General features: G+C 63.1%; 20 protein-coding genes. 12 read left to right on the forward strand and 8 right to left on the reverse strand.

Annotated elements, in window-relative coordinates; genetic code table 11:
- The first annotated feature begins 17 nt into the window (after positions 1 to 17).
- Positions 18 to 950 carry an N-acetylmuramoyl-L-alanine amidase family protein gene (locus ACZBJS_RS16315; RefSeq protein WP_076835004.1) on the forward strand — a complete coding sequence of 311 codons (933 nt, stop codon included), beginning with the start codon at positions 18 to 20 and terminating at the stop codon, positions 948 to 950.
- 22 nt (positions 951 to 972) lie between these two features.
- On the opposite strand, the gene ACZBJS_RS16320 is transcribed toward ACZBJS_RS16315, so the two are convergent.
- Both ACZBJS_RS16320 and ACZBJS_RS16325 read right to left on the reverse strand, forming a co-directional pair.
- Positions 973 to 2,094 (reverse strand): hypothetical protein, encoded by a 1,122-nt coding sequence (locus ACZBJS_RS16320; protein ID WP_253588476.1) that lies wholly within the window; start codon positions 2,092 to 2,094, stop codon positions 973 to 975.
- Positions 2,095 to 2,186: 92 nt separating this feature from the next.
- The gene (locus ACZBJS_RS16325) at positions 2,187 to 2,561 is read right to left on the reverse strand and encodes a response regulator (RefSeq protein ID WP_229191914.1); all 375 of its coding nucleotides are present in this window, start codon (positions 2,559 to 2,561) and stop codon (positions 2,187 to 2,189) included.
- A 201-nt stretch (positions 2,562 to 2,762) separates the two neighbouring features.
- Between ACZBJS_RS16325 and ACZBJS_RS16330 the strand changes: the two genes are divergently transcribed.
- From ACZBJS_RS16330 to ACZBJS_RS16340, 3 genes are all read left to right on the forward strand, one after another.
- Complete coding sequence (locus tag ACZBJS_RS16330) at positions 2,763 to 3,527, forward strand: Crp/Fnr family transcriptional regulator (RefSeq protein ID WP_057021301.1); 765 nt, start codon at positions 2,763 to 2,765, stop codon at positions 3,525 to 3,527.
- 200 nt (positions 3,528 to 3,727) lie between these two features.
- On the forward strand, positions 3,728 to 4,312 hold the full coding sequence (locus tag ACZBJS_RS16335; protein ID WP_244559035.1) for a hypothetical protein: 585 nt from the start codon (positions 3,728 to 3,730) through the stop codon (positions 4,310 to 4,312).
- A 206-nt stretch (positions 4,313 to 4,518) separates the two neighbouring features.
- The gene (locus tag ACZBJS_RS16340) at positions 4,519 to 5,289 is read left to right on the forward strand and encodes a response regulator transcription factor (protein WP_057021302.1); all 771 of its coding nucleotides are present in this window, start codon (positions 4,519 to 4,521) and stop codon (positions 5,287 to 5,289) included.
- Positions 5,290 to 5,304: 15 nt separating this feature from the next.
- On the opposite strand, the gene ACZBJS_RS16345 is transcribed toward ACZBJS_RS16340, so the two are convergent.
- From ACZBJS_RS16345 to ACZBJS_RS16360, 4 genes are all read right to left on the reverse strand, one after another.
- Complete coding sequence (locus ACZBJS_RS16345; protein WP_316395381.1) at positions 5,305 to 6,777, reverse strand: HlyD family type I secretion periplasmic adaptor subunit; 1,473 nt, start codon at positions 6,775 to 6,777, stop codon at positions 5,305 to 5,307.
- Positions 6,774 to 8,513 (reverse strand): type I secretion system permease/ATPase, encoded by a 1,740-nt coding sequence (locus ACZBJS_RS16350; RefSeq protein ID WP_316395382.1) that lies wholly within the window; start codon positions 8,511 to 8,513, stop codon positions 6,774 to 6,776. The genes ACZBJS_RS16345 and ACZBJS_RS16350 overlap by 4 nt, the downstream gene beginning before the upstream one ends.
- A gap of 135 nt (positions 8,514 to 8,648) precedes the next feature.
- On the reverse strand, positions 8,649 to 9,107 hold the full coding sequence (locus tag ACZBJS_RS16355) for a hypothetical protein (RefSeq protein WP_028343759.1): 459 nt from the start codon (positions 9,105 to 9,107) through the stop codon (positions 8,649 to 8,651).
- Positions 9,108 to 9,371: 264 nt separating this feature from the next.
- Positions 9,372 to 10,751: a hypothetical protein gene (locus tag ACZBJS_RS16360; RefSeq protein ID WP_316395383.1), complete on the reverse strand. Its 1,380-nt coding sequence runs from the start codon at positions 10,749 to 10,751 to the stop codon at positions 9,372 to 9,374.
- 304 nt (positions 10,752 to 11,055) lie between these two features.
- Here ACZBJS_RS16360 and ACZBJS_RS16365 point away from each other — a divergent pair, with 304 nt between their 5' ends.
- From ACZBJS_RS16365 to ACZBJS_RS16400, 8 genes are all read left to right on the forward strand, one after another.
- A complete protein-coding gene (locus ACZBJS_RS16365; protein WP_316395384.1) occupies positions 11,056 to 11,775 on the forward strand; it encodes a prolipoprotein diacylglyceryl transferase in 720 nt (239 codons plus the stop codon).
- Positions 11,756 to 13,201: a radical SAM protein gene (locus ACZBJS_RS16370; RefSeq protein WP_316395385.1), complete on the forward strand. Its 1,446-nt coding sequence runs from the start codon at positions 11,756 to 11,758 to the stop codon at positions 13,199 to 13,201. The genes ACZBJS_RS16365 and ACZBJS_RS16370 overlap by 20 nt, the downstream gene beginning before the upstream one ends.
- Entirely contained in the window at positions 13,198 to 13,476 is a 279-nt protein-coding gene (locus ACZBJS_RS16375; protein ID WP_076834973.1) for a hypothetical protein, read from the forward strand. The genes ACZBJS_RS16370 and ACZBJS_RS16375 overlap by 4 nt, the downstream gene beginning before the upstream one ends.
- An 11-nt stretch (positions 13,477 to 13,487) precedes the next feature.
- On the forward strand, positions 13,488 to 13,709 hold the full coding sequence (locus ACZBJS_RS16380) for a hypothetical protein (protein WP_057021309.1): 222 nt from the start codon (positions 13,488 to 13,490) through the stop codon (positions 13,707 to 13,709).
- 276 nt (positions 13,710 to 13,985) lie between these two features.
- On the forward strand, positions 13,986 to 15,812 hold the full coding sequence (gene typA / locus ACZBJS_RS16385) for a translational GTPase TypA (protein ID WP_016847242.1): 1,827 nt from the start codon (positions 13,986 to 13,988) through the stop codon (positions 15,810 to 15,812).
- A gap of 164 nt (positions 15,813 to 15,976) precedes the next feature.
- Positions 15,977 to 17,227, forward strand: coding sequence for a flavin monoamine oxidase family protein (locus ACZBJS_RS16390; RefSeq protein ID WP_316395386.1), 1,251 nt, complete (start codon positions 15,977 to 15,979; stop codon positions 17,225 to 17,227).
- Between the two features lie 68 nt (positions 17,228 to 17,295).
- Positions 17,296 to 17,709: a hypothetical protein gene (locus ACZBJS_RS16395; protein ID WP_316395387.1), complete on the forward strand. Its 414-nt coding sequence runs from the start codon at positions 17,296 to 17,298 to the stop codon at positions 17,707 to 17,709.
- Positions 17,709 to 18,047: a hypothetical protein gene (locus ACZBJS_RS16400; protein WP_316395388.1), complete on the forward strand. Its 339-nt coding sequence runs from the start codon at positions 17,709 to 17,711 to the stop codon at positions 18,045 to 18,047. Before ACZBJS_RS16395 ends, ACZBJS_RS16400 begins: the two co-directional genes overlap by 1 nt.
- 97 nt (positions 18,048 to 18,144) lie before the next feature.
- Here the strand turns inward: ACZBJS_RS16400 and ACZBJS_RS16405 are convergent, their stop codons facing one another.
- Together ACZBJS_RS16405 and ACZBJS_RS16410 are read right to left on the reverse strand one after the other, a co-directional pair.
- A complete protein-coding gene (locus tag ACZBJS_RS16405) occupies positions 18,145 to 18,552 on the reverse strand; it encodes a thiol-disulfide oxidoreductase DCC family protein (RefSeq protein ID WP_316395389.1) in 408 nt (135 codons plus the stop codon).
- Positions 18,553 to 18,610: 58 nt separating this feature from the next.
- Entirely contained in the window at positions 18,611 to 19,939 is a 1,329-nt protein-coding gene (locus tag ACZBJS_RS16410; RefSeq protein ID WP_316395390.1) for an SDR family oxidoreductase, read from the reverse strand.
- Positions 19,940 to 19,994 lie beyond the last annotated feature (55 nt).

Below are 19,994 nucleotides of genomic sequence, written 5' to 3' on the forward strand. Positions count from 1 at the left end.
TTCGGCCTCGCCGCTTGTTGGTCGTCGCGATCGCAGTGTTCGCGCTGCTGCCGATCGAAGTCAGCGATGCCGGCTGGCTGCCCGATCTCTTCAGGAGCTCACCCAAGCATGCCAAGTCGCCGAAGCGCGCGAAGGCGACAAGGGCTGCCAAATTGGCAAGGCACCGCGCTCCGCCCAGGCACCGCGCCATGCGGCTGGCCGCCCTTGGGCCAGTCACCCTGCCGCTTTCGGCTCTCAAGCCGGCCGCTGCCAAATGCGATCCCGCGACGTTCCGGATCGTGCTGGATGTCGGACATACCGCGCAATCGGAAGGCGCGATCAGCGCGCGGAATGTCGCCGAGTTCACCTTCAACCTGCGCCTTGCGCGGCTGATCGAGGAGAGGTTGAAGGCCGAAGGCTTTACCGAAACCAGGCTGCTACTGACCGAAGGCAAAGCGAGACCGAGCCTCTTCAAGCGGGTCGCCGCCGCCAACAATCTGCACGCGGATCTGCTGATGTCGATCCACCATGACTCCGTGCCCAACAAGATGCTCGAGGACTGGGAGTTCGAGGGCAAGAAAAGCCACTTCAGCGACCGCTTCAGCGGCTACTCCGTGTTCGTCTCCCGGGACAATCCGGACTTCAAGACCAGCCTCCGGTTCGCCGAACTGGTCGCCGGGGAAATGAAGGCCCAGGGCCTGCATTATGCCGAGCAATACAGCCAGGCCATCATGGGTCGTTACCAGCACCCGTTGCTGAACAAGGATACCGGCGTCTACAGCAATGATGAACTCATCGTGCTGAGAAAGACCGCGATGCCCGCGATCCTGCTGGAGGCGGGCTCGATCATCAACCGGGACGAGGAACGCGAGATGGACTCGCCCGAGCGCCAAAACCTCATCAGCAGCAGCGTTGCTTCCGCCGTGAAGGAATTCTGCGAGCCGCGATGGGCGCTGCTCGGTCCACCCTGACGGCCGAGCGATCGACTCCTCCTCAGCCCGGCTTGCCCGACTTGATCTCCTTGAACTTGGCAAGCGCCTGCTCGAACTTGGCGTTGAACAGCCACATCGCATCGAGGATCTCGCGGAAGGTCGCGGATGTTCTTACCCGGTCGGCCCGGCCGAACGCGAAGATGCTGTTGTTGCGCAGATATCGCATGATCCTGGGATCGGAAATTCTGTAGCCGACGAGGTTGCCCGATTTGAGCGCTGCCCTGGTCGGCGTGGGAATGATCTGGATCAGCTCAAAGACCTTCATCTGATCGATCGGGTCCGGCAGCGCTTTCTGGATCGCCGCGACCTGCGGGAAAAGTTCGGCGTGTGCGTTCATGAGGCCGTCCCGCACGGCGGTCCAGTGATTGAACCTGTGGTCGAGGTTGCCGACCCGCGCCTCTTCCCGGTCGTCGCGACGGCTCAGCGCAGGATCGAGCGTCGCGATCGACCCCTTGATGGCGGCCCATTTCCTTCGGCCGTCGCGATCCTCGGACGGGCCGGTCTGCAGGCTTCCTTTATAGGTGTTCGATCGTGCATTGCCCGCATTCTGCTTGCCGTTCGTCTCGGCAAAGAAGAGGCCGAGGCTGATACGGCCCGCGACGGCGGCGTCGGCGGCGTCAAGACCCTTGGCCCGCGCGATCACCGTCGCCAGATCGACCACGTCCTTGAATGGCGTATCGGATGTTTGCGCACCGGCGGGCGGCGCCTCCATGACGTCGAAGAGCTTCCGGTACTCATCGAGCAGCGGCTCCTTGTCGGCGTCGAAATAGGCCGGAGGGATTCCGAATCTGTTGGGCCTACCGATCCTGGACGGAAGCGCATCGGTGAGGTCCTTGTAGGCGCTCATCATCTCGACACGGGCCAGATAGATCGCCTGACCCGGCAAGTCGGGCAGCGGCTGATTGGCATCGATCTGCGCGCGGCGCTGGCGCAGGATCGACTCGAAGCCCTTCAGGGCTTTGTCGTAGGTCTCAAGCGCGGCCGATTGCTCGCTCGAGAGTGCGGCCGGCGTAGCGAGAGCTGGCGACACGAAGCGACCGACGACGGCCGAGCCGAACGGCGGCGCTGGCAGCAGCCCGAGAGCGAGCGCGGCTGCGGGCGCGGCAAATATCCTGACCACCATGACGCTTTCCCGAAGCGCTTGCGTCACCGAATCCGACAGGCTGGATGGTAGACGACGAACGCGCCGACGGCGAGGCCGAAGCCGGCAATGCGTCAACGTCCGTTTCGCAGCGCCGCCTCCAGCGCCTCGCTCGAGCACGGCTTGGTCAGCCGCGGTTTGTCGGCGAGCGATGCCGGCAGCCGGATGTCCGCACCATAGCCCGTGACGAACGCGAACGGCACCTTCAGCGCATCCAGCCGCTCGGCGATGGCGAACGTCTTCTCGCCCCTGACGAGGCCGACGTCGAGCAGCGCGAAATCCGGCGCGCGTTCGGCGATCAATTCGAGCGCCCGGGCGACGTTCGTGGCGGTGCGCACCGTCCGGGCGCCGAAGCCGAGGATGGTGTCCTCGAAATAGAGCGAGATGATCGGATCGTCCTCAACCACGAGGACGTCACCGGGCGTGCCGGCATTGGGGGTGAAGTCCATGGCGTGCCAGTTTCCGTTTTTAAAGCATGGATGAAAGACCGGATCAGTCCGGCCGGATTGGCCCGCGACCGGCGCCTGAAAGCACGCCGGCTGTTCCCGAGGTGAAACCCATCACATCGCGGGCTGCCGCGTCTGTTCACTAGTGAACATAAATCCGGGAACTTTCCGATTATGGTCCGCGTTGGGTTCTCAGGATTTCCAATGATCACGAAACGGACCGAGTTGGCCGGGACGAGTGACCGGCCGTTCAACAATCTTTTGCGCCGGCTGAACGCCGCCGATTACGAACTGATCGCGCCGCACCTTGCCTTGGTCGAGGCCGCGGCCGGCGATCTGCTCTACAATCCCGGCGACGACGTCCAGACCGTGCATTTTCCATGCGGGCCAAGCCTTGCGTCCTACATGGTGCCCAATGAGGACGGCCGCGATGTCGAGACCATCCTGGTCGGTCGCGAGGGCGCGGTCGGCGGCATCGTCAGCCAGGGCTTCCTGCCGGCCTACACCCGCATCACCGTCAAGTTCGGCGGCCCGTTCGCGCGGCTGCCGGTCAGCAAGCTCGACGCCGCCAAGCTGACGTCGATCTCCGTGCGCAACATCTTCGCGCGCTATGCCGATTGTATGCTGGCGCAGATCTTTCAGTCGACCGCCTGCAATGCGATCCACTCGATCGAGCAGCGCGCGGCGAAATGGATCATCTCGGCGATGGAGCGCACCAATGGCAACGGCATGGTGCCACTCACGCATGAACAGCTCTCGACTTTGCTCGGCGTCGGCCGCAGCTACACCAGCCGCGTGATCCAGAACTTCAAGGCGGAAGGCGTGCTCGAGACGCGTCGCGGCGCGATCGTGATCCGCGACGCGGACAAGCTGCGGCAGCGCTCTTGCCTGTGCAACGACGCCGTCAAGGATCATTTCGAGGAAGTGCTGCGCGGCGTGTATCCAAGCGAGGACAACCCGCAGAACTAGGGTGTGTACTCATTATTCGTCGCATCCGCCATGCTTCCGGAAGCCGACGCTGAACCCGATATCGCCGTAGGGGTTCGTCCTATCGCCCCAACCCCGCGCGCTTAATGAGCGCTTAACGCTTTTGCGCAACAGATAGGATCACCAGCGCGGAATTAGTCCTAGTTATGAGTGCGAGCCGAGCTCCCGAGGAGGGGAATCGGATGGGACTGCTTTTTGTCGGAGCGCTGGCAGGAATCCTGATCGGCTTTGGCTGGTTCGCGCCTTCCCGAGGGGATTTCCTTGGGTGTGAGTCAAGACCCTGTTTCGACAAGGTTGCAGTCGCCCGACCCACGGAGCCAGTGCCGGCGGCGTTAGCGCCCGCGCCTGCGATCGTCAAATCGAATTCTGCAACCCCGGCAAAATCCGGCAGGAGACCATCATCGAAGAAACACGGACCGCCCGACCTCGCCAAGGCGGCGTCCCCGCGGACGAGGATCAACGTCCCGACACCCGAACACGCCGCGGACATGGCAGATCCTGTCCTCACCAAAGCGAAGGTCACGATTGCAGCGCAGATAGAGGATCCGGGATCGGCCGAATTCAGCGACATGAAGCGCGCCATGCGAAAGAACACGTTCGGACGCGCCGTGGATACGATTTGCGGGCGCGTGAAAGGAAGAAGTGCGTCGGGCGGAGAGACTGGAGGGAGGCCGTTTCTGTATCTTGTGAAGGAGGATGAAGCGTATGTCGTCGACGGCAAGTCGGGGTCGGCGGCGTCAACGGCGTATCGAAATATCTGCAAATAGGGGATGCGTCGACCGCGCCACGGCGCGCGTCCAAATGATTTGAGCGGAAAGAATTTCCCACCGAGGCGCCAGGCTATCCCGCAATGGATGCGATCCTGATGTCGGGGCTGCGCGTGATGATGCATTCAGGATGAATGCCGCAACGGTAAATGCGCAATACGGATCGATGGGACTGTCGCAGAAATTCTTTTCATTCCGAGGAAATCATGGACGACATAACCTCAAAACGGCTCAATGGAGCGCTTCACGTACCGGTTCTGGTGATCATCGAGCCGCACCTGTTGCCCCGCACATGTATTCTCAACGTCCTCAGGCGGGAATTGGCCGACTTCGAGATCCTCGACATGGCAACGGTCCGAGGCCTGGACTGCATGTCAACCCGCGACGTTCGTCTGGTGCTGCTGAGCATCGCGGACAAGCCCATCGGCGATCCCTCGGTCGAGGACGATCTCGCCTTCGTGGCCGAGCACTGTCCCAATGCCGCCGTCGCAATCCTGTCAAACCATGACGACGAGCCGACCGCGCAAGCCGCGATGCAGCGGGGTGTTCGCGGCTTTCTTCCCACCTCGCTACCAATCGAGGTCGTCATAGCCGGCCTGCGCCTTGTTCTTGTCGGCGGCGTCTACAGGCCGTTGCCGGTCGCCGAGATGAACAGGATGCCGGGTTTCGATCCGCCGGACGCGCGCGGGCTTGCGTCCGCATATCTGATGAACGAGGCAGCCAGGGCGGCCATCGACAGGAGCGGTCTCACGCCTCGAGAGCAGCACGTTCTCGCGGAATTGGAGCTCGGCCTGCCTAACAAGCTGATCGCAGCCAAATTGAAGCTCTCGGAAAGCACCGTCAAAATGCACATTCAGCATATCATGAGGAAATGTGCCGCTCACAATCGCACGGAAGCGGTCCTCCGCTGGCGCGGCCGGTCGCTCGCGCAGAATCGCGATCACGACCCGGGCACAGCCCCAATGCCGGAGACCTAGTCACGCTGAGCGGGATCAATCCTCTCTGAATGCACCGCGGAAGCTGTCGAGCAGGGGCCTGAGCGCGTAAAGTGCGACGGTACCGCGCCCCGTGGTGATGAACACTTGAACCGGCATACCGGGGACGATCTGGAAGTCGTTTGCGGCGATCTGCGCATCGTCGATCCGGATCTTGGTCGCGTAGTATGGCTGGTCGGTACGCTTGTCGAGTAGCCGGTCTGCCGATACGTGCACGACGATTCCCTTCAGGCGCGGTACGCGACGCTGATTGTACGGCACGAGATGCACCTCGGCATTGAGGCCGGGATGAACCACATCAATGTCCTCGGGCCTCAGGCGGGCGGTCACGATGAGGCGGTCTTGCCGCGGCACCAGCTCCATGAGCGGAGCACCCGCCCCGATGACGCCGCCCGTCGTATGGATCCGCAAGTCGGTTATCACGCCGTCCTCAGGCGCCTTCACCTCCGTTCGCGATAGCTGATCCCTGGCCGCAAGCAACCGTTCGCGGAGCTGGAACATCTGGTTCTGTGCTTCACGAAGCGACTGTGCGATCTCGCTCTGCCTGTCGCTCTCGAGCTTGAACAATGTGGCCTGCTGCTCGCTGATGACCTGCCCGGCGCGAGAAATCTGCGCGGTGATCTCGCCGCGGCGCCCCTCAACGTCGGCCAGTTCACGTTGCAGGTTCAGAAGCCGCGGCCGCCGTTCGAGTCCCTTGTTCACGAGCGTCGTGACCATATCCAGTTCTTCCCGGACGATGTCGACCCGCTGCCCGGTAGCGTTCTGCTGAGCCTTGAGACCTTCGATCTCCCTCTCGACTTGAAGCCTCCGTTCGCGAACGACCGCAAGCTGCGACTCATGAACCTGCCGGCGCGCCAGAAAAATGAACTGCTGCGCCGATACCGCGGCGGCGGCCACCCCATTTCGCTTGCTGTCCTGCTCCAGCGCGCTCGGGATTGCGATGCTCTCGAAGTTCTGCTGCTCGGCCTGAAGCCGTGCGGCACGAGCAATTGCATCCCACAACTGGCCTTGAAGGCTTTGCACCTCCGAACCGGGCCGTGTGTCGTCCAGCGCGATCAGCGTCTGTCCGCTTCGCACGATATCGCCGTCCGCAACCAGGATCTTCCTGACGATCCCGCCTTCCAGGTGCTGAATCGTCTTGCGGCTCGATTCTGATTCCACGACGCCGGAAGCGATCGCGGCGCTCTCGAGAGGCGCGAGGCACGCCCATGTGCCAAGCCCCAGCATGAAGCAGAGCACCAGCAGGTTGCCCGCCAGCGTGATACCGCGAAGCCGTCTACGCGGAGAGATGGGTGTCGGGGTCGCACACCATGGATATTCGAGGGGCTCGAAATCGTCGATCGCGGTAACCACGACTCCGAGCCGTCCGGCGAGCGGGGGGCTTGCCGGCGTTCGCACGAGCTGGTCCCAGATCGCGGGTAGCCTCGATATCGTGGGAAGCTTCCAGATGGTGAGAGGGTTCCGGATCATGGCGCAATCCGCGATGTAACCTGGGGTCGGTTCAGGTGCCGCTCAAAGATTTCCTCGCTGTCGCCGAAAGCGACGACCGCCCCCTCTTCCATAATGGCAATCTTGTCTGTGGCTGCGAGGAGACCCATACGATGAGTGACGACGACCAGGATGACACCGGCGAGCTTCATGCGCTCGATAGCGTCCAGCAGCATTCGCTCGCCCCCGTAATCGAGACTGGCATTCGGTTCGTCGAGAACGATCAGGCGTGGACCGCCGAAAAAGGCCCGGGCAAGACCGAGGCGCTGCCGATATCCGCGCGAGAAGGATTTTTCACGGTGAATCACCGTGTCGTACCCGTTCGGCAGGCGCATGATCGCCTCATGAATTCCGACCAGCTTGGCCGCTTCCACGACCTTCCGCCGATCGGCATCATCAAGCCGTGCGATGATATCGCTTATCGTATCGCCGAGCAGGTCGATGTCCTGGGGGAGATAACCGAGACGGTGACCGCTTAGGCCCTCGCGAAGCAGCGAGACGTCGGTATTGTCGAGCAGGACACAGCCATGGGTTGGCGTCGACAGCCCGGCAATCACCCGGCCAAGCAGCGACTTGCCTGACCCGGACGCACCGATAACGCCAAGGCATTCTCCGCGCGCGAGCGTGAACGAGACACCGTTCAGCAGAAGGTGGTTGGTCCCTGATAGCCTCACGCCGACGTTGTCGACAACGAGACCGCTCGATGCTTGCCGCTGCGAAACCTCCGGATCCTGCCGTCCGGCGGCGGCGGGGGACGCGGCGAGAACCGCGCCGAGCCGCTGGCAGGCACTCACGGCCGTCCTGAGTGACTTCCAGCCTGCGATCGCACTTTCGACCGGCGCGAGCGCGCGGCTGAACATCAGTGTCGAAGCAAAAATGATCGCCGGACTCTTTCCGTGCTCGAGGACAAGCCACGCGGCAGCCCCCATTATCAACACCTGCGACAGCGCGCGGATCGGCTTGGTGACCAGCATCACGATCTCGCTTCGCCGGACTGCCACATCGTGCTCTCTGCGTGCCTCCTGCGCGTCATGATAGATCGCGCGCGCAGCGCTATCGAGCATTCCCATGGCGCGGATCATATGGATGTTGCCTGCGGCGGCCTGGAGGCGGCCGTAGCTTCTGGACAGCGCGGCGCCGGATCTGAGCAGAACGTCCTCGGTAACCAGATCTCCGGCAACCGTGAGAGCGAAGAGGAAAGCCACACAGCAGGCGCCTACCACGCCAAGCAGGGGATGGATGAGAAAGAGGACCAGGAGGAACAGGGGCGCCCAGAGTGCGTCGAACAGCATCGGACATGCGCCGGAATCGATGAACTGGCGCAGCGCGGTGAGATCCCGATATGCGTCCGACGCCCGCGTCCAATCGCTGCGAAACGCGGATTCGAGGCTGGCCGAAAGCACGCAAGGACGGAGCCGATCGTCGAGCCAGGCGCCAAGGCGACCCAGGACAGCGCGCCGCAAGGCATCGAACACGCCGCCGACCACGACCGTGATCGCGACAATGAGCGTGAGCAGGAGCAGCGTGTCGCCGCTCCGGCTCGACAACACCCTGTCGTAGATCTGAAGAAGGTAGATGGAGGGCGCAAACAAAAGCAGGTTGTAGCTGCAGCTATATGCGAATACGAGACCAAGCGGTCCCGCACAGGACCAAAGGGCCGCGTGCAGTGGCGTCGAGATCTGCGGCAGGACAGGCAACCGAATGGGCGGCATCAGCATGATCGTCACCGCCTGAAATCGAAGTCCGGCGCACTTGCCCGACGGCCAACGCGATCTGCCAAGAAGGGCATCGGCTTGAACTGCGGGACCGGCAGCAAAGGCCGCCGGTCCCGCCACGGTCGGACGAGCCGATGGTCAGAATGTATCGAGGTGGAAGCTCACTTCTCCACCCAGCGCGGCGTTGCCGTCTCCGCCATTGCCGCCGATGCCGGCCAGGACCTCCTGGTGCTGGTCCACCGCGAGCTTGTTGATCTGGGTGGCATCCGTATTGGCATATACCTTGGAGGTATCGTGGCCGCTGTAGGATTTCTGGCTTCCGTTCGACTCGGCGCTTCCGCCATGGGCCTTCGCAAACACCGAGGCCGTCGCGTTCGCGCCGCCGGCGTCCCAATCTGCCGTCTGAGTGACGTGGTCGCCGGTGTTCACATGCACATCGGCGCCTTCTGCCTTGTTGGTTGGATCGAAGTTGAGGGTCGGCTTGCTGATGATAGCTCCCTTGAAGGTACCGTCGCCGCCATTTCCGACACTTTGACCACCGGTGTTGATCGATTTGAATTCGATCGAATCCGAGATGCTGATCGCCTTGGGCAACATTTGAGCCTCCGTCCTTGTGTTGGCTGTCGTGCATCATCCATCCCGATCAGGCGGACGCGCACGGGCGAGTCTGATCCGGCGATGCGCGCTGCCGATAGATGTCAAATCGGACACCATCCGGCTTGGTCGACCTACGTACGAAAGTATGACATTCGTCGCGCAACATCGGAGCTCGAAACATCGGGAGGCGCCCCTGCGCGAGATTTGCATGCGCAGGGAGTCCGCTACCTTGCGACCGGCCTGCGCGAGCGGTGCGATGTTTCGCTATGCCAACAGGTGAAGATCGGACAGAAGATGGGCGGAAAGATCGCCACCCAGCGCGAGATTGCCGTAGCCGCCGTCCCCACCAAGTCCGGCAATCTGGACCGCACTCTGGTCGATGTGCACGTTGTTGACCTGATCGGCCACGGCCGTCGAATGGGGCCCCGCGATTGCGATATTGATGGGTGCATAGATCGCGACGCTGACATCGATCAGGCTGCCGGCAAAATAGCCGTTGCCGCCGTTGCCTGCGCCGTTCGAGCCGGTCGCAATGGTGTCGGAGCCGCCCCACAAGCCGTGGGAAAGAAGGCTTGCATGGCCGCCCGTCGCGGCGTTGCCATTGCCGCCGTGCCCGCCCATAGCGTCGATCTGAACTACGGATTGATCCACGTTGGCGTCATTCGTCTGGACTGAATGAACGTTGGAGCCATAGCCCGCGACTGCGATGTTGATCGGGTCGTACACTAAGATCGAGGAATGCACGAGACTCCCGTGGAACGCGCCGTCGCCGCCATTGCCGGCCTGACTCCCGCCCGTTTGAACGTCCCAGACACTCCCTCCGTTGCTTGATCCCCAGCTGGGGTCGAGCGTGATGATGCTGCCGCCGACGGCCACATTGCCATTTCCGCCACTGCCGCCGACGCCCGCGACCTGCGTAGCCGATTGATCGATGTCGACTGTGTTCGATTGACTTGCATGGGCCGTGCCGCCTGAGCTCGCCACCGCAATATTGATCGGATGATAGATCACCACCGGAGCGTCCACCAACGCACCCGAGAAATAGCCGCTGCCGCCGTTTCCGGCGCCGTTGTCGCCGCTCCCGATCACGCCGGAGCCCAGGGAAGCGCTGATGCTGCCTCCCGATGCAAGGTTGTCATTCCCACCATGTCCGCCGACGCCGGCGATCTGAAAGGCGGATTGATCGACATTCAAATCGTTCGACTGGTTGGCCACGGCGGCCGAGCCGTATCCCAAACTCACCGAAATGTTGATCGGTTCATAGATCAACAGGGATGCGTGAATGATACCTCCGTAAAAGTAACCGTCTCCGCCGTTCCCGGCGGTGTTCGCCCCGCTCTCGATCGAAGCGATGCCCGTCGCGGAATGCGATGCGCCGGCAGCAGGCTTCGTTGCCGAAGCATCCAGGCTCGCTGCAGTGTGGTTGCCGACGTGGCCGCCCGTGCCGACCCCCGACGCGGTGGGATGGACGGATTGGCCTAGGCCAGAGTCATAGGGCGGGGAATTCGACGTCGCGGGATGCGCATCGAGCCCTGCAAACGGGCTGCTCGGTGCCGGACCCGACTCGTCGTCACCATCGTGCCCATCGTGGCGATGAGAGGCGTGATGCAGCCGGATCCCATCCGACATCCGCGAAAAATCCATCGTAGCCTCCCTCATCGCAATCGCTCCGCGCAATCGGGACGGGTCCTGCACTCCGGACAGAATGTCATCCTGGGACGGTCGAAAGCCCAGCCGTCAGTTCGGATATAGCGCTTCGGATGGACGCCGTAACATCGGCTATATCCGTTCTGGCGCGGTTACAGCCTTTGTCGTTTTGCGCGGGGCCGGCGTCGCCGGTGTGGTCCATCAGCGCGCCGCTCCCAGGCGGACGGTTGATAACCTCGCCCCGCCATTGCAATCGGGAAGCCGCTATCGCGGACCGCGAAAATCGCGCTACACTCGCCTCATGGGTGGGGCTGAACTTCACGCCGTCTTCGACGTTGCAGCATGGGGCGCGGCCGCGCTCGCGATGTGGTGGCTGTCGCGCCGGCGCGGGCTGCAATTCCCGCGGCAATCCTTCGAGCTCACCTACATCGCCGCGCTGGTATTCGGCGCCGGCATCGGCGCCTACATCTTCGGCACGCTGAACCTGTGGTTCTCCGGCATGTCCGGCATCGCCCGCTCGGTCGAGGGCGCGCTGGCCGGCGGCATCGTCGCGATCGAGCTCTACAAATGGCGACACGGGATTTCGTTGCGCACCGGCGCGCGGTTCGCGCTGCCGCTTGCGATCGGCGTCGCGGTCGGCCGTCTCGGCTGCTATTTCGCGGGGCTCGAGGACTTCACCTATGGCACACCGACCACGCTGCCCTGGGGCCATGATTTCGGCGACGGCGTGCTGCGCCATCCGGTGCAGCTCTATGAAAGCTTGGCGATGGCGGGGTTCGCGGCATTCTATGCCTGGGCCGTATTGAACCGAAATGCCGCCGTCATCACCAACGGATTCTACCTCATGCTGTTCTACTACGGGCTGCAGCGCTTCCTGTGGGAATTCATCAAGCCCTATGGCGCGCTGATCGGACCATTCTCGCTGTTTCACCTGCTGTCGCTGTTTGTCATGATTTACGCCGCCGTCATGCTGGCGACGGCGCCGAATGTGAGCTTGAAGCATGAACGCGCCGCTGCGTAACGCACGCCCTTACATCTTCTGGGGCCAGAGCCAGTCGCTATGCGAAACTTGCCTCACCCTGGTGCCGACCAAGATCCAGATATCAGGCAACGAGGTCTGGTACGAGAAGCGCTGCAAGCAGCATGGCGTGCAGTCGACGCTGGTCTCGACGGATGCGGCCTATTGGCGGCTGTGCAAGGATTTCATCAAGCCCGGCGACCGGCCGCTCGCGTTCCAGCGCCACACCGAATTCGGCTGCCCCTATGATTGCGGACTGTGCCCCGACCACGAGCAGCACTCCTGCCTGGCGCTGATCGAGATTACCGAGCATTGCAATTTGACCTGCCCGGTATGCTTTGCGGATTCCTCGCCGGCGCGCACCAGCTTCACGCCGCTGGCGAAAATCGAGAAGATGCTGGACGCGCTGGTCGCGAGCGAGGGCGAGCCCGACCTGGTGCAGATCTCCGGCGGCGAGCCGACGCTGCATCCGGATTTCTTCGCCATTCTGGATGCGGTGCGCGCCCGCCCGATCCGCCATGTGATGATCAACACCAATGGCCTCAGGATCGCGCGCGAGCCCGACTTCGTGGCGAAGCTCGCCGAGAACAAGCGCGGGCTTGAGGTCTATCTGCAGTTCGATTCGCTGCAGCGCGAGGCGCTGGTCAATCTGCGCGGCGCGGACTTACGCAAGATCCGCCAACAGGCACTGGAGAATCTCGAGCGCCACGGCGTCTCGACCACGCTGGTCGCGACCATTAAGCGCAGCGTCAACGACGGCGAGATCGGCGACATCGTCCGTCACGCGCTGACCTGGAAGTGCGTCCGCGGCGTCACGCTGCAGCCGGTGCAGGATGCCGGCCGCAACGAGCATTTCAACAAGGACACCGACCGCATCATGCTGTCGGAGATCCGCCGGCGCGTGATCGAGACCGGGGTGTTCGGCGCTGACGACATGATCCCGTTGCCCTGCAATCCCGAGAGCATCTCGATCGGCTACGGCCTGCGCAACGGCGACAAGGTGCTGCCGCTGACGTCGCTGATTCCGCAGGAGCAGCTCATCGCCGTGATGCCCAACACCATCAGCCCGGAGAAGTATCCGGTGTTGCGGGAGAAGTTTGTCGACCTGTTCTCGCTGTCGTCGGGGCCGCTGAACACATCGGAGCGGGTCTGCGAATTGCTGTGCTGCCTGCCGAGCTTCGAGGTGCCGGAGGGGCTTACCTACGAGAACGTGTTCCGCGTCACCATCGTGCAGTTTCTCGACCGCTTCAATTTCTGTGTCGGCAACGTCAAGCGAAGCTGCATCCACTTCGTCACCGAAAGCGGCGCGATCATCCCATTCGACACCTACAATCTGTTCTACCGTGACGGAAAGATCGACGGCATCCGCGCCGCGCTGGCCGGCCAGACCTATCGTGAAGCCCGGCAAAGCGAGGAGGCGCCGCGATGAGCGAGACCAATCCACCGCCCATCCCGCCTGCACCACCGGAGCCACCCTACCAATACGTCCCGCCGCCACCGTCACCACGCAGCGGCTGCGCCACCGCGTTCATGGTGCTGTTCGGGCTGGTCCTGCTGCTGCCGGGGCTCTGCGCCCTGCTGTTCGGGTTCGGCGTCCTGAGCGAGTCGAAAACCGATCCCTCCATTCTCTTCCTGATCCTGCTCGGGCTCGCGGTCTGCTTCGCCGGCGTGATGCTGATCCGCGCCGCGATTAAGGGACGCTAGTCCGGGGTATCGTGAGCAGTTTTCAGCAAAACCCGGAACAGAGACAGCGCAACGGCTGCCTGACCGCCCTCATGCTGGTGGTAGGGGTGATCCTGCTGATCCCTGGCGTCCTGTGCGCCATTCTCAACGCCAAGATGGGCGCCGGGGCCGGCGGCGACCCCATCACCATGTTCGTGATGATGGTGGCGCTGGGTGGGCTTGGCCTGATTGTGTTCGCGATTACCCGGAAGTAAGACCTGAAAGCCCCCCAAAACCCGCCTTTGGAACCAAAATCAGCCCTCCAAACAGCCAATAAATCATTGTTTTTTGGCGTTTTCTGACTATATTGCGCCGCAACGCGCAAGGTGCCCGGTCCTCTGACCGGGCTTCCTTTTTGGGGTGATGCGTCCCCGTCAAATTTCTTGGGTATGAGCGTGATCCGGGCCCGAATGGGCCACGCGAGCGAGCGGCCGGCCAAACTGGTCCGGCGAGATCGCGCATCTGACCATTGCACGACCAGAAGAAGAGCCATGAACCTTCGCAACGTCGCCATCATCGCCCACGTCGACCACGGCAAGACCACCCTCGTCGACCGCCTGCTGCAGCAATCCGGCACCTTCCGCGAGAACCAGAAGGTCACCGAGCGCGCCATGGACTCCAACGACCTGGAGCGCGAGCGCGGCATCACCATCCTGGCCAAGGCCGCCTCGGTGCAGTGGAAGGACATCCGCGTCAACATCGTCGACACCCCCGGCCACGCCGACTTCGGCGGTGAGGTCGAGCGCATCCTCAACATGGTGGACGGCGCGCTGGTGCTGGTCGACGCCGCCGAGGGCCCGCTGCCGCAGACCAAGTTCGTGGTGTCGAAGGCGCTCAAGATCGGGCTGAAGCCGATCGTCGTGATCAACAAGGTCGACCGTCCCGACGCGCGCCCGACTGAAGTCATCAACGAGGTGTTCGACCTGTTCGCGGCGCTCGACGCCAGCGAGGAGCAGCTGGACTTCCCGATTTTGTACGGATCGGCCAAGCAGGGCTGGATGGCGGAAAGCCCGGAGGGTCCGAAGGACCTCGGCATGCAGCCGCTGTTCGACCTGATCGTACGTCACGTCGAGCCGCCGAAGGTCGAGGAAGGTCCGTTCCGCATGATCGGCACCATCCTCGAGGCCAACCCCTATCTCGGCCGCATCATCACGGGCCGCATCTCCTCGGGCTCGATCAAGCCGAACCAGCAGGTCAAGGTGCTATCCGCCGACGGCAAGCTGATCGAGAGCGGCCGCCTGACCAAGATCCTCGCCTTCCGCGGCCTTGAGCGGACCCCGCTCGAGGAGGCCGAGGCCGGCGACATCGTCGCGATCGCGGGCCTCACCAAGGGCACCGTTGCCGACACCTTCTGCGATCCCACCGTCGAGACGCCGCTGCCGGCGCAGCCGATCGATCCGCCGACGGTGTCGATGTCGTTCATCGTCAACAACTCGCCGCTCGCCGGCACCGAAGGCGACAAGGTGACCTCGCGCATGATCCGCGACCGCCTGATGCGCGAGGCCGAGGGCAATGTCGCGCTGCGCGTGGTCGAGGCCGCCGACAAGGATTCCATGGAAGTCTCCGGACGCGGCGAATTGCAGCTCGCGATCCTGATCGAGACCATGCGCCGCGAGGGCTTTGAGCTCTCGGTGTCGCGCCCGCGCGTCGTGCTGCAGAAGGACGAGGCGACCGGCGCCTGGCAGGAGCCGATCGAGGAAGTCGTGATCGACGTCGACGAGGAGCATTCCGGCGTCGTCGTGCAGAAGATGAGCGAGCGCAAGGCCGAGATGATCGAGATGCGCCCCTCCGGCGGCAACCGCCTGCGGCTGGTGTTCTACGCGCCGACCCGCGGCCTGATCGGCTACCAGGGCGAACTGCTGACCGACACCCGCGGCACCGCGATCATGAACCGCATCTTCCACGGCTATGCCGCCTACAAGGGCGAGATCCAGGGCCGCCGCAACGGCGTCCTGATCTCCAACGACCAGGGCGAAGCGGTGGCCTATGCGATGTTCAAGCTGGAAGACCGCGGCCCGATGATGATCGAGCCGGGCTGGAAGGTCTACAAGGGCATGATCGTCGGCGAGCACACCCGCGACAACGACCTCGAGATCAACGTGCTGAAGGGCAAGCAGCTCACCAACATCCGCACCACCTCGAAGGACGAGGCGGTGCGCCTGACACCGCCGATCCGGATGACGCTGGAAAAGGCGCTCGCCTATATCGAGGACGACGAGCTCGTCGAGGTGACGCCGAAGTCGATCCGACTGCGCAAGAAGCACCTCGACCCGAACGACCGCAAGCGCGCCGAAAAGGCCAAGGAAGCGGTGGCGTAAGCTGTCATGCCCCGGTTCGACCGGGGCATCCAGTACGCCGCGGCCCATCAGTTCAATCGCTACTGTCTCTGGAATACTGGATCACCCGCCTTCGCCTGCGCGGGTGATGACAGTCATGCATGTGGCGGCTTCAGGCCCGGCGGCGGACGTGCTAGAGCCGGGACATGACTTCCCCTCCCTCCACGGTCGATGTTGCCATCATCGGCGCCGGCGCCGCCGGCCTCGGTGCCGCGAATGCGCTGAAGGACTCCGGCCTCTCCACGATCGTGCTGGAAGCCCGCGACCGCCTCGGCGGCCGCGCGCATACGATTCAGGCCGCGCCTGACGTGGTGTTCGACATCGGCTGCGGCTGGCTGCACTCGGCCGACCGGAACAACTTTGTCGGCATCGCCCGGCAACTCAACTTCGAGCTCAACAAGGACCTGCCGCCGTGGCGCGAGCGCGCCTACGGCGAGGCGTTCCCGCAGGCCGCTCGCGACGACTTCACGCACGCACTCGACCAATTCTACGACCGCATCGAGCAGGCGGCGCGGCATGGCAAGGACTGCCCGGCCAGCCTGTATCTCGAGCCCGGCAACCGCTGGAACCCGATGATCGATGCGATCTCCACCTATGTAAACGGCAGCGAGCTCGACCAGGTCTCGATCCTCGATGTCGATGCCTATGAAGACACCGACATCAATTGGCGGGTGCGGCGCGGCTATGGCGCGCTGGTCGCGGCCTATGGCGCGCAGGTGCCGGTGGCGCTGAACTGCGAGGTCAGCCTGATCGATCACTCCGGCAAGCGGATCCGCATCGAGACCTCGCGCGGCGCGCTTGAGGCGGACAAGGTGATCGTCACCGTGCCGACCAACCTGATCGCCGATCAGACGATCCGCTTTTTACCTGCGCTGCCGGACAAGCTCGACGCCGCGCGCGGCCTGCCGCTCGGCCTCGCCGACAAGGTGACGCTGGCGCTCGCCGAGCCCGAGGCGCTGCCGAAGGAAGGCAATCTGCGCGGCGCCACCATGCGCACCGAGATGGGCACCTATCACATCCGCCCGTTCGGCCAGCCCTGCATCGAAGGTTTCTTCGGCGGCCGTTTTGCGCGACAGCTTGAAGATGCCGGCGACGGCGCCATCGCCGCGCACAGCATCGACGAGATCGTCTCCTTTCTCGGCAGCGATTTCCGCCGCAAGCTGAAGCCGCTCAGCGAGTCTCGCTGGGCCCACGACCCGTTCGCCCGCGGCTCCTACTCGCACGCACTGCCCGGCCACGCCGACAAGCGCGCCGTGCTGGCCGCGCCGGTCGACGGCCGGCTGTTCTTCGCCGGCGAAGCGACTTCGCCGGAGTTTTTCTCGACCGCGCACGGCGCGCGGGATTCGGGGGAGAGAGCGGCGAGGGAAGTCCTTAATTCTTTAGTTCAACACCCATAAGTTGCGACTCGGTCGACAGGCCGCCCGAAAATGGATATTTCTCCAGGATTTCTGTCTTGGGGGATGAAATGTCTGACGCAGTAAATTTAGATGCAATGATTCGTCGAGATGATTTTGCTGTCAAAGGATCGCAAGTAGCATCCGCAGAACCAATCAAATCACTCTCGATCGAAACTTTGAGCAGTACGGGAATGCTGGTTCCGCTGCTGCGCAAGCCCGACTTTCAGCGCGAGACCAATCACTGGACATCAGTACAGGTCGTTTCATTTCTCGAAAGCTTTTTGGACAACGAGCTGATTCCATCGATCATTCTATGGCAGTCTGAGTCGTACGTCTTCGTGATCGATGGCGGTCAGCCATCGAAAAAAAGTCAAAGCGATTGCACGAGCTGTTCTTCACGCCCGAGATCAATCAACCCATTAAAACGCTCGACCTACCACTTGGCGGAACAAAATCTCCGATACTTGCACTCGACCTACTAATGAATCTGATTTCAACGACGTGCGCCGATGCAGGCAAGAGCCGACGCTCGATCAGTGATTTTGCAGTTGACGCCGATGGCTCAGAGACCATTGGGGTATTGGATGAGTGTTTGGACGTAATGAACCGCGTGACCGGAAATGACGCTGCAAGCCTTGGACTTCATCCAGCAGTGTACTTCTACTCCGACAAGGGGCGTCATATTCCTGATCTTTTGCTTGGAATGCTCTACTTATTCAAAGAGAGAATAAAGAACAACGACGGGTTCTTCTTTAAGAAGTTCATTAAGGCGCGCGCGACGATGGAGAATAATCGAGCCTGCGAAATCTGTTTCGTATGATCACGTGGATCGAGTGCGCGATGGCGGCGTCGGCGCCGCCGCCAACGGCCAGATGACACACCCTTACTGCAACACCTCAATTAAGAACTAAGAAAGATCACTCCATGACCCGCGCCCGCAAATCCGCATCCGGCACGAAGCACGTCTCGTACTTCCCGAAAATCTTATAGCGATTGCGGGCGATGAGGTTGTAGACGGCGTCGCGCAGCGGCTTGGGCACGGCGAACAGCGTGCGGGTCCAGCGCCAGCCGGGCAGATGGCTCAGCACCGTCAGCGCCGCGTCGGATTTCATGTAGGCGACGCCGCCGTGGACGACGGCGTTGGTGTCGGGGTCGTCAGGATCGATGCCGAAGCTCTTCGCCAGCCGCGTGCCGTAGCCGGACTGGATCGGCGTGAAGCGAAAGCGGCGTGCCGTGTCGCGGGCGATGACGAAGCGGACCCAGCGCGAGCAGAAGATGCAGACGCCGTCATAGAGGATCACGTCGTCGTCGGGCCAAGTGCTCATCTCGATTCCCTCAACGCGTTTTCTTCACGCGAACCGGTTCCCACTTCGCTCGAAAACGCTACCGGTTATCCAGGATCAACAGCGCGATCAGCATCAGCACGATCGCAGGTCCCGTCTTCACCAGCGCGCCGAGCGGCTCGATCCAGAGATCCGGCGTCAGTATCGCCGATCCCGCCATGTAGCCGAGCGAGGCGACGATGCCTGCGATCAGACCGAACGCCGCGGTGCGACGGATCGCGATCAGCACCCCGATGCTCATGTCCATCAGGCTGGTCAACACCGTCACCGGCCCGACCAGCGGCGGCGGGAAATGGTGCGCGCTCAGGATGCCGGCGGCGGCGTCATAAGAGATCACCAGCGCGATGAAGCCGGATGCGACCCAGAACAGCACGAGGCTTGCGAAGATCAGCGCCTTGATCAAAAACAGCCGCGCGAACCATTTGTCCTGAATGGTCGCGGGGCGCCCGCCGACCGCTTGCGCGATTGTCTTCGGCACGATGCCGGTCGCTTGCATCCAGCCTGCGGGATCGCCGGTGACGCCGCGGCGCAGTTCGGCGATCGCGGTGGAGCGCAGCGGCGGCATCCAGCCGAGCCGGCTCGCGAGATCGCCGAGGCGGGCGCCGAGATCGATCAGGACCGGCGGCGTCGCGATGCGGACATGCTTTGCCGTGCCGAACGACCGGCGGAACTGGGCGATAACGCCGCCGAGCGAAATCGGCTGCTCCTGCATCAGGTCCCATGTCACCGATCGCACCGCTTCATCAGCGACATCGCGCGCCGCGAGCCAGGCGATGGTGGCGGCGATATCCTCGACTGCGACCGGCTGGAACGGCGTAGCAGCCTCCTCGGCCGGCAGATCGACCGGCAGCGCCGCCAGCGCGCGCAGCATGGCGCTGCCGCCATAAGCCGACGGCGCGATGACGAAGCCCGGACGCAGGATCGCGTGGGGAATCCCGGACGCCGCGATCAGCCGTTCGGCCTCGCGCTTGGTGGTGCTGAAGGCGGTGCGGTCCGCATCGGCCGTGCCGGGAATCGAGATGTGGACGAGACGGATGGCGCGGTGGCTGTCACCGATCGCCTGCAACAGCCGCGCGACGAGGTCGCGATGCACCGCGCTTGTGTCGCTGCCCGGGCCATCCTGCAGCACGCCGAGGCAGTTCACGACGATGTTGACCTCGTGCGTGCGAAGCAGCTGCGTCAGCGCCGCGGCATCCATCGACATGACAGGCAGCTCGATGTCGGTCGCGCTGATTTTCTGCGCCGGCGTGAAATGCCGCGCGACCCCGATCACGTGAAAGCCGCGCGCCCTCAGATCGTCGGTGATGGTGCGCCCGATCAGGCCCGAGGCGCCGAGCACGAGGATGTTGTGTGATGCGTCGTCACTCATGAGGCCCCAGACTATTTGGCGTCATTCCGGGGTGCGAAGCGAACCCGGAATGACG

This window comes from Bradyrhizobium sp. KZN70725 (assembly GCF_055264925.1).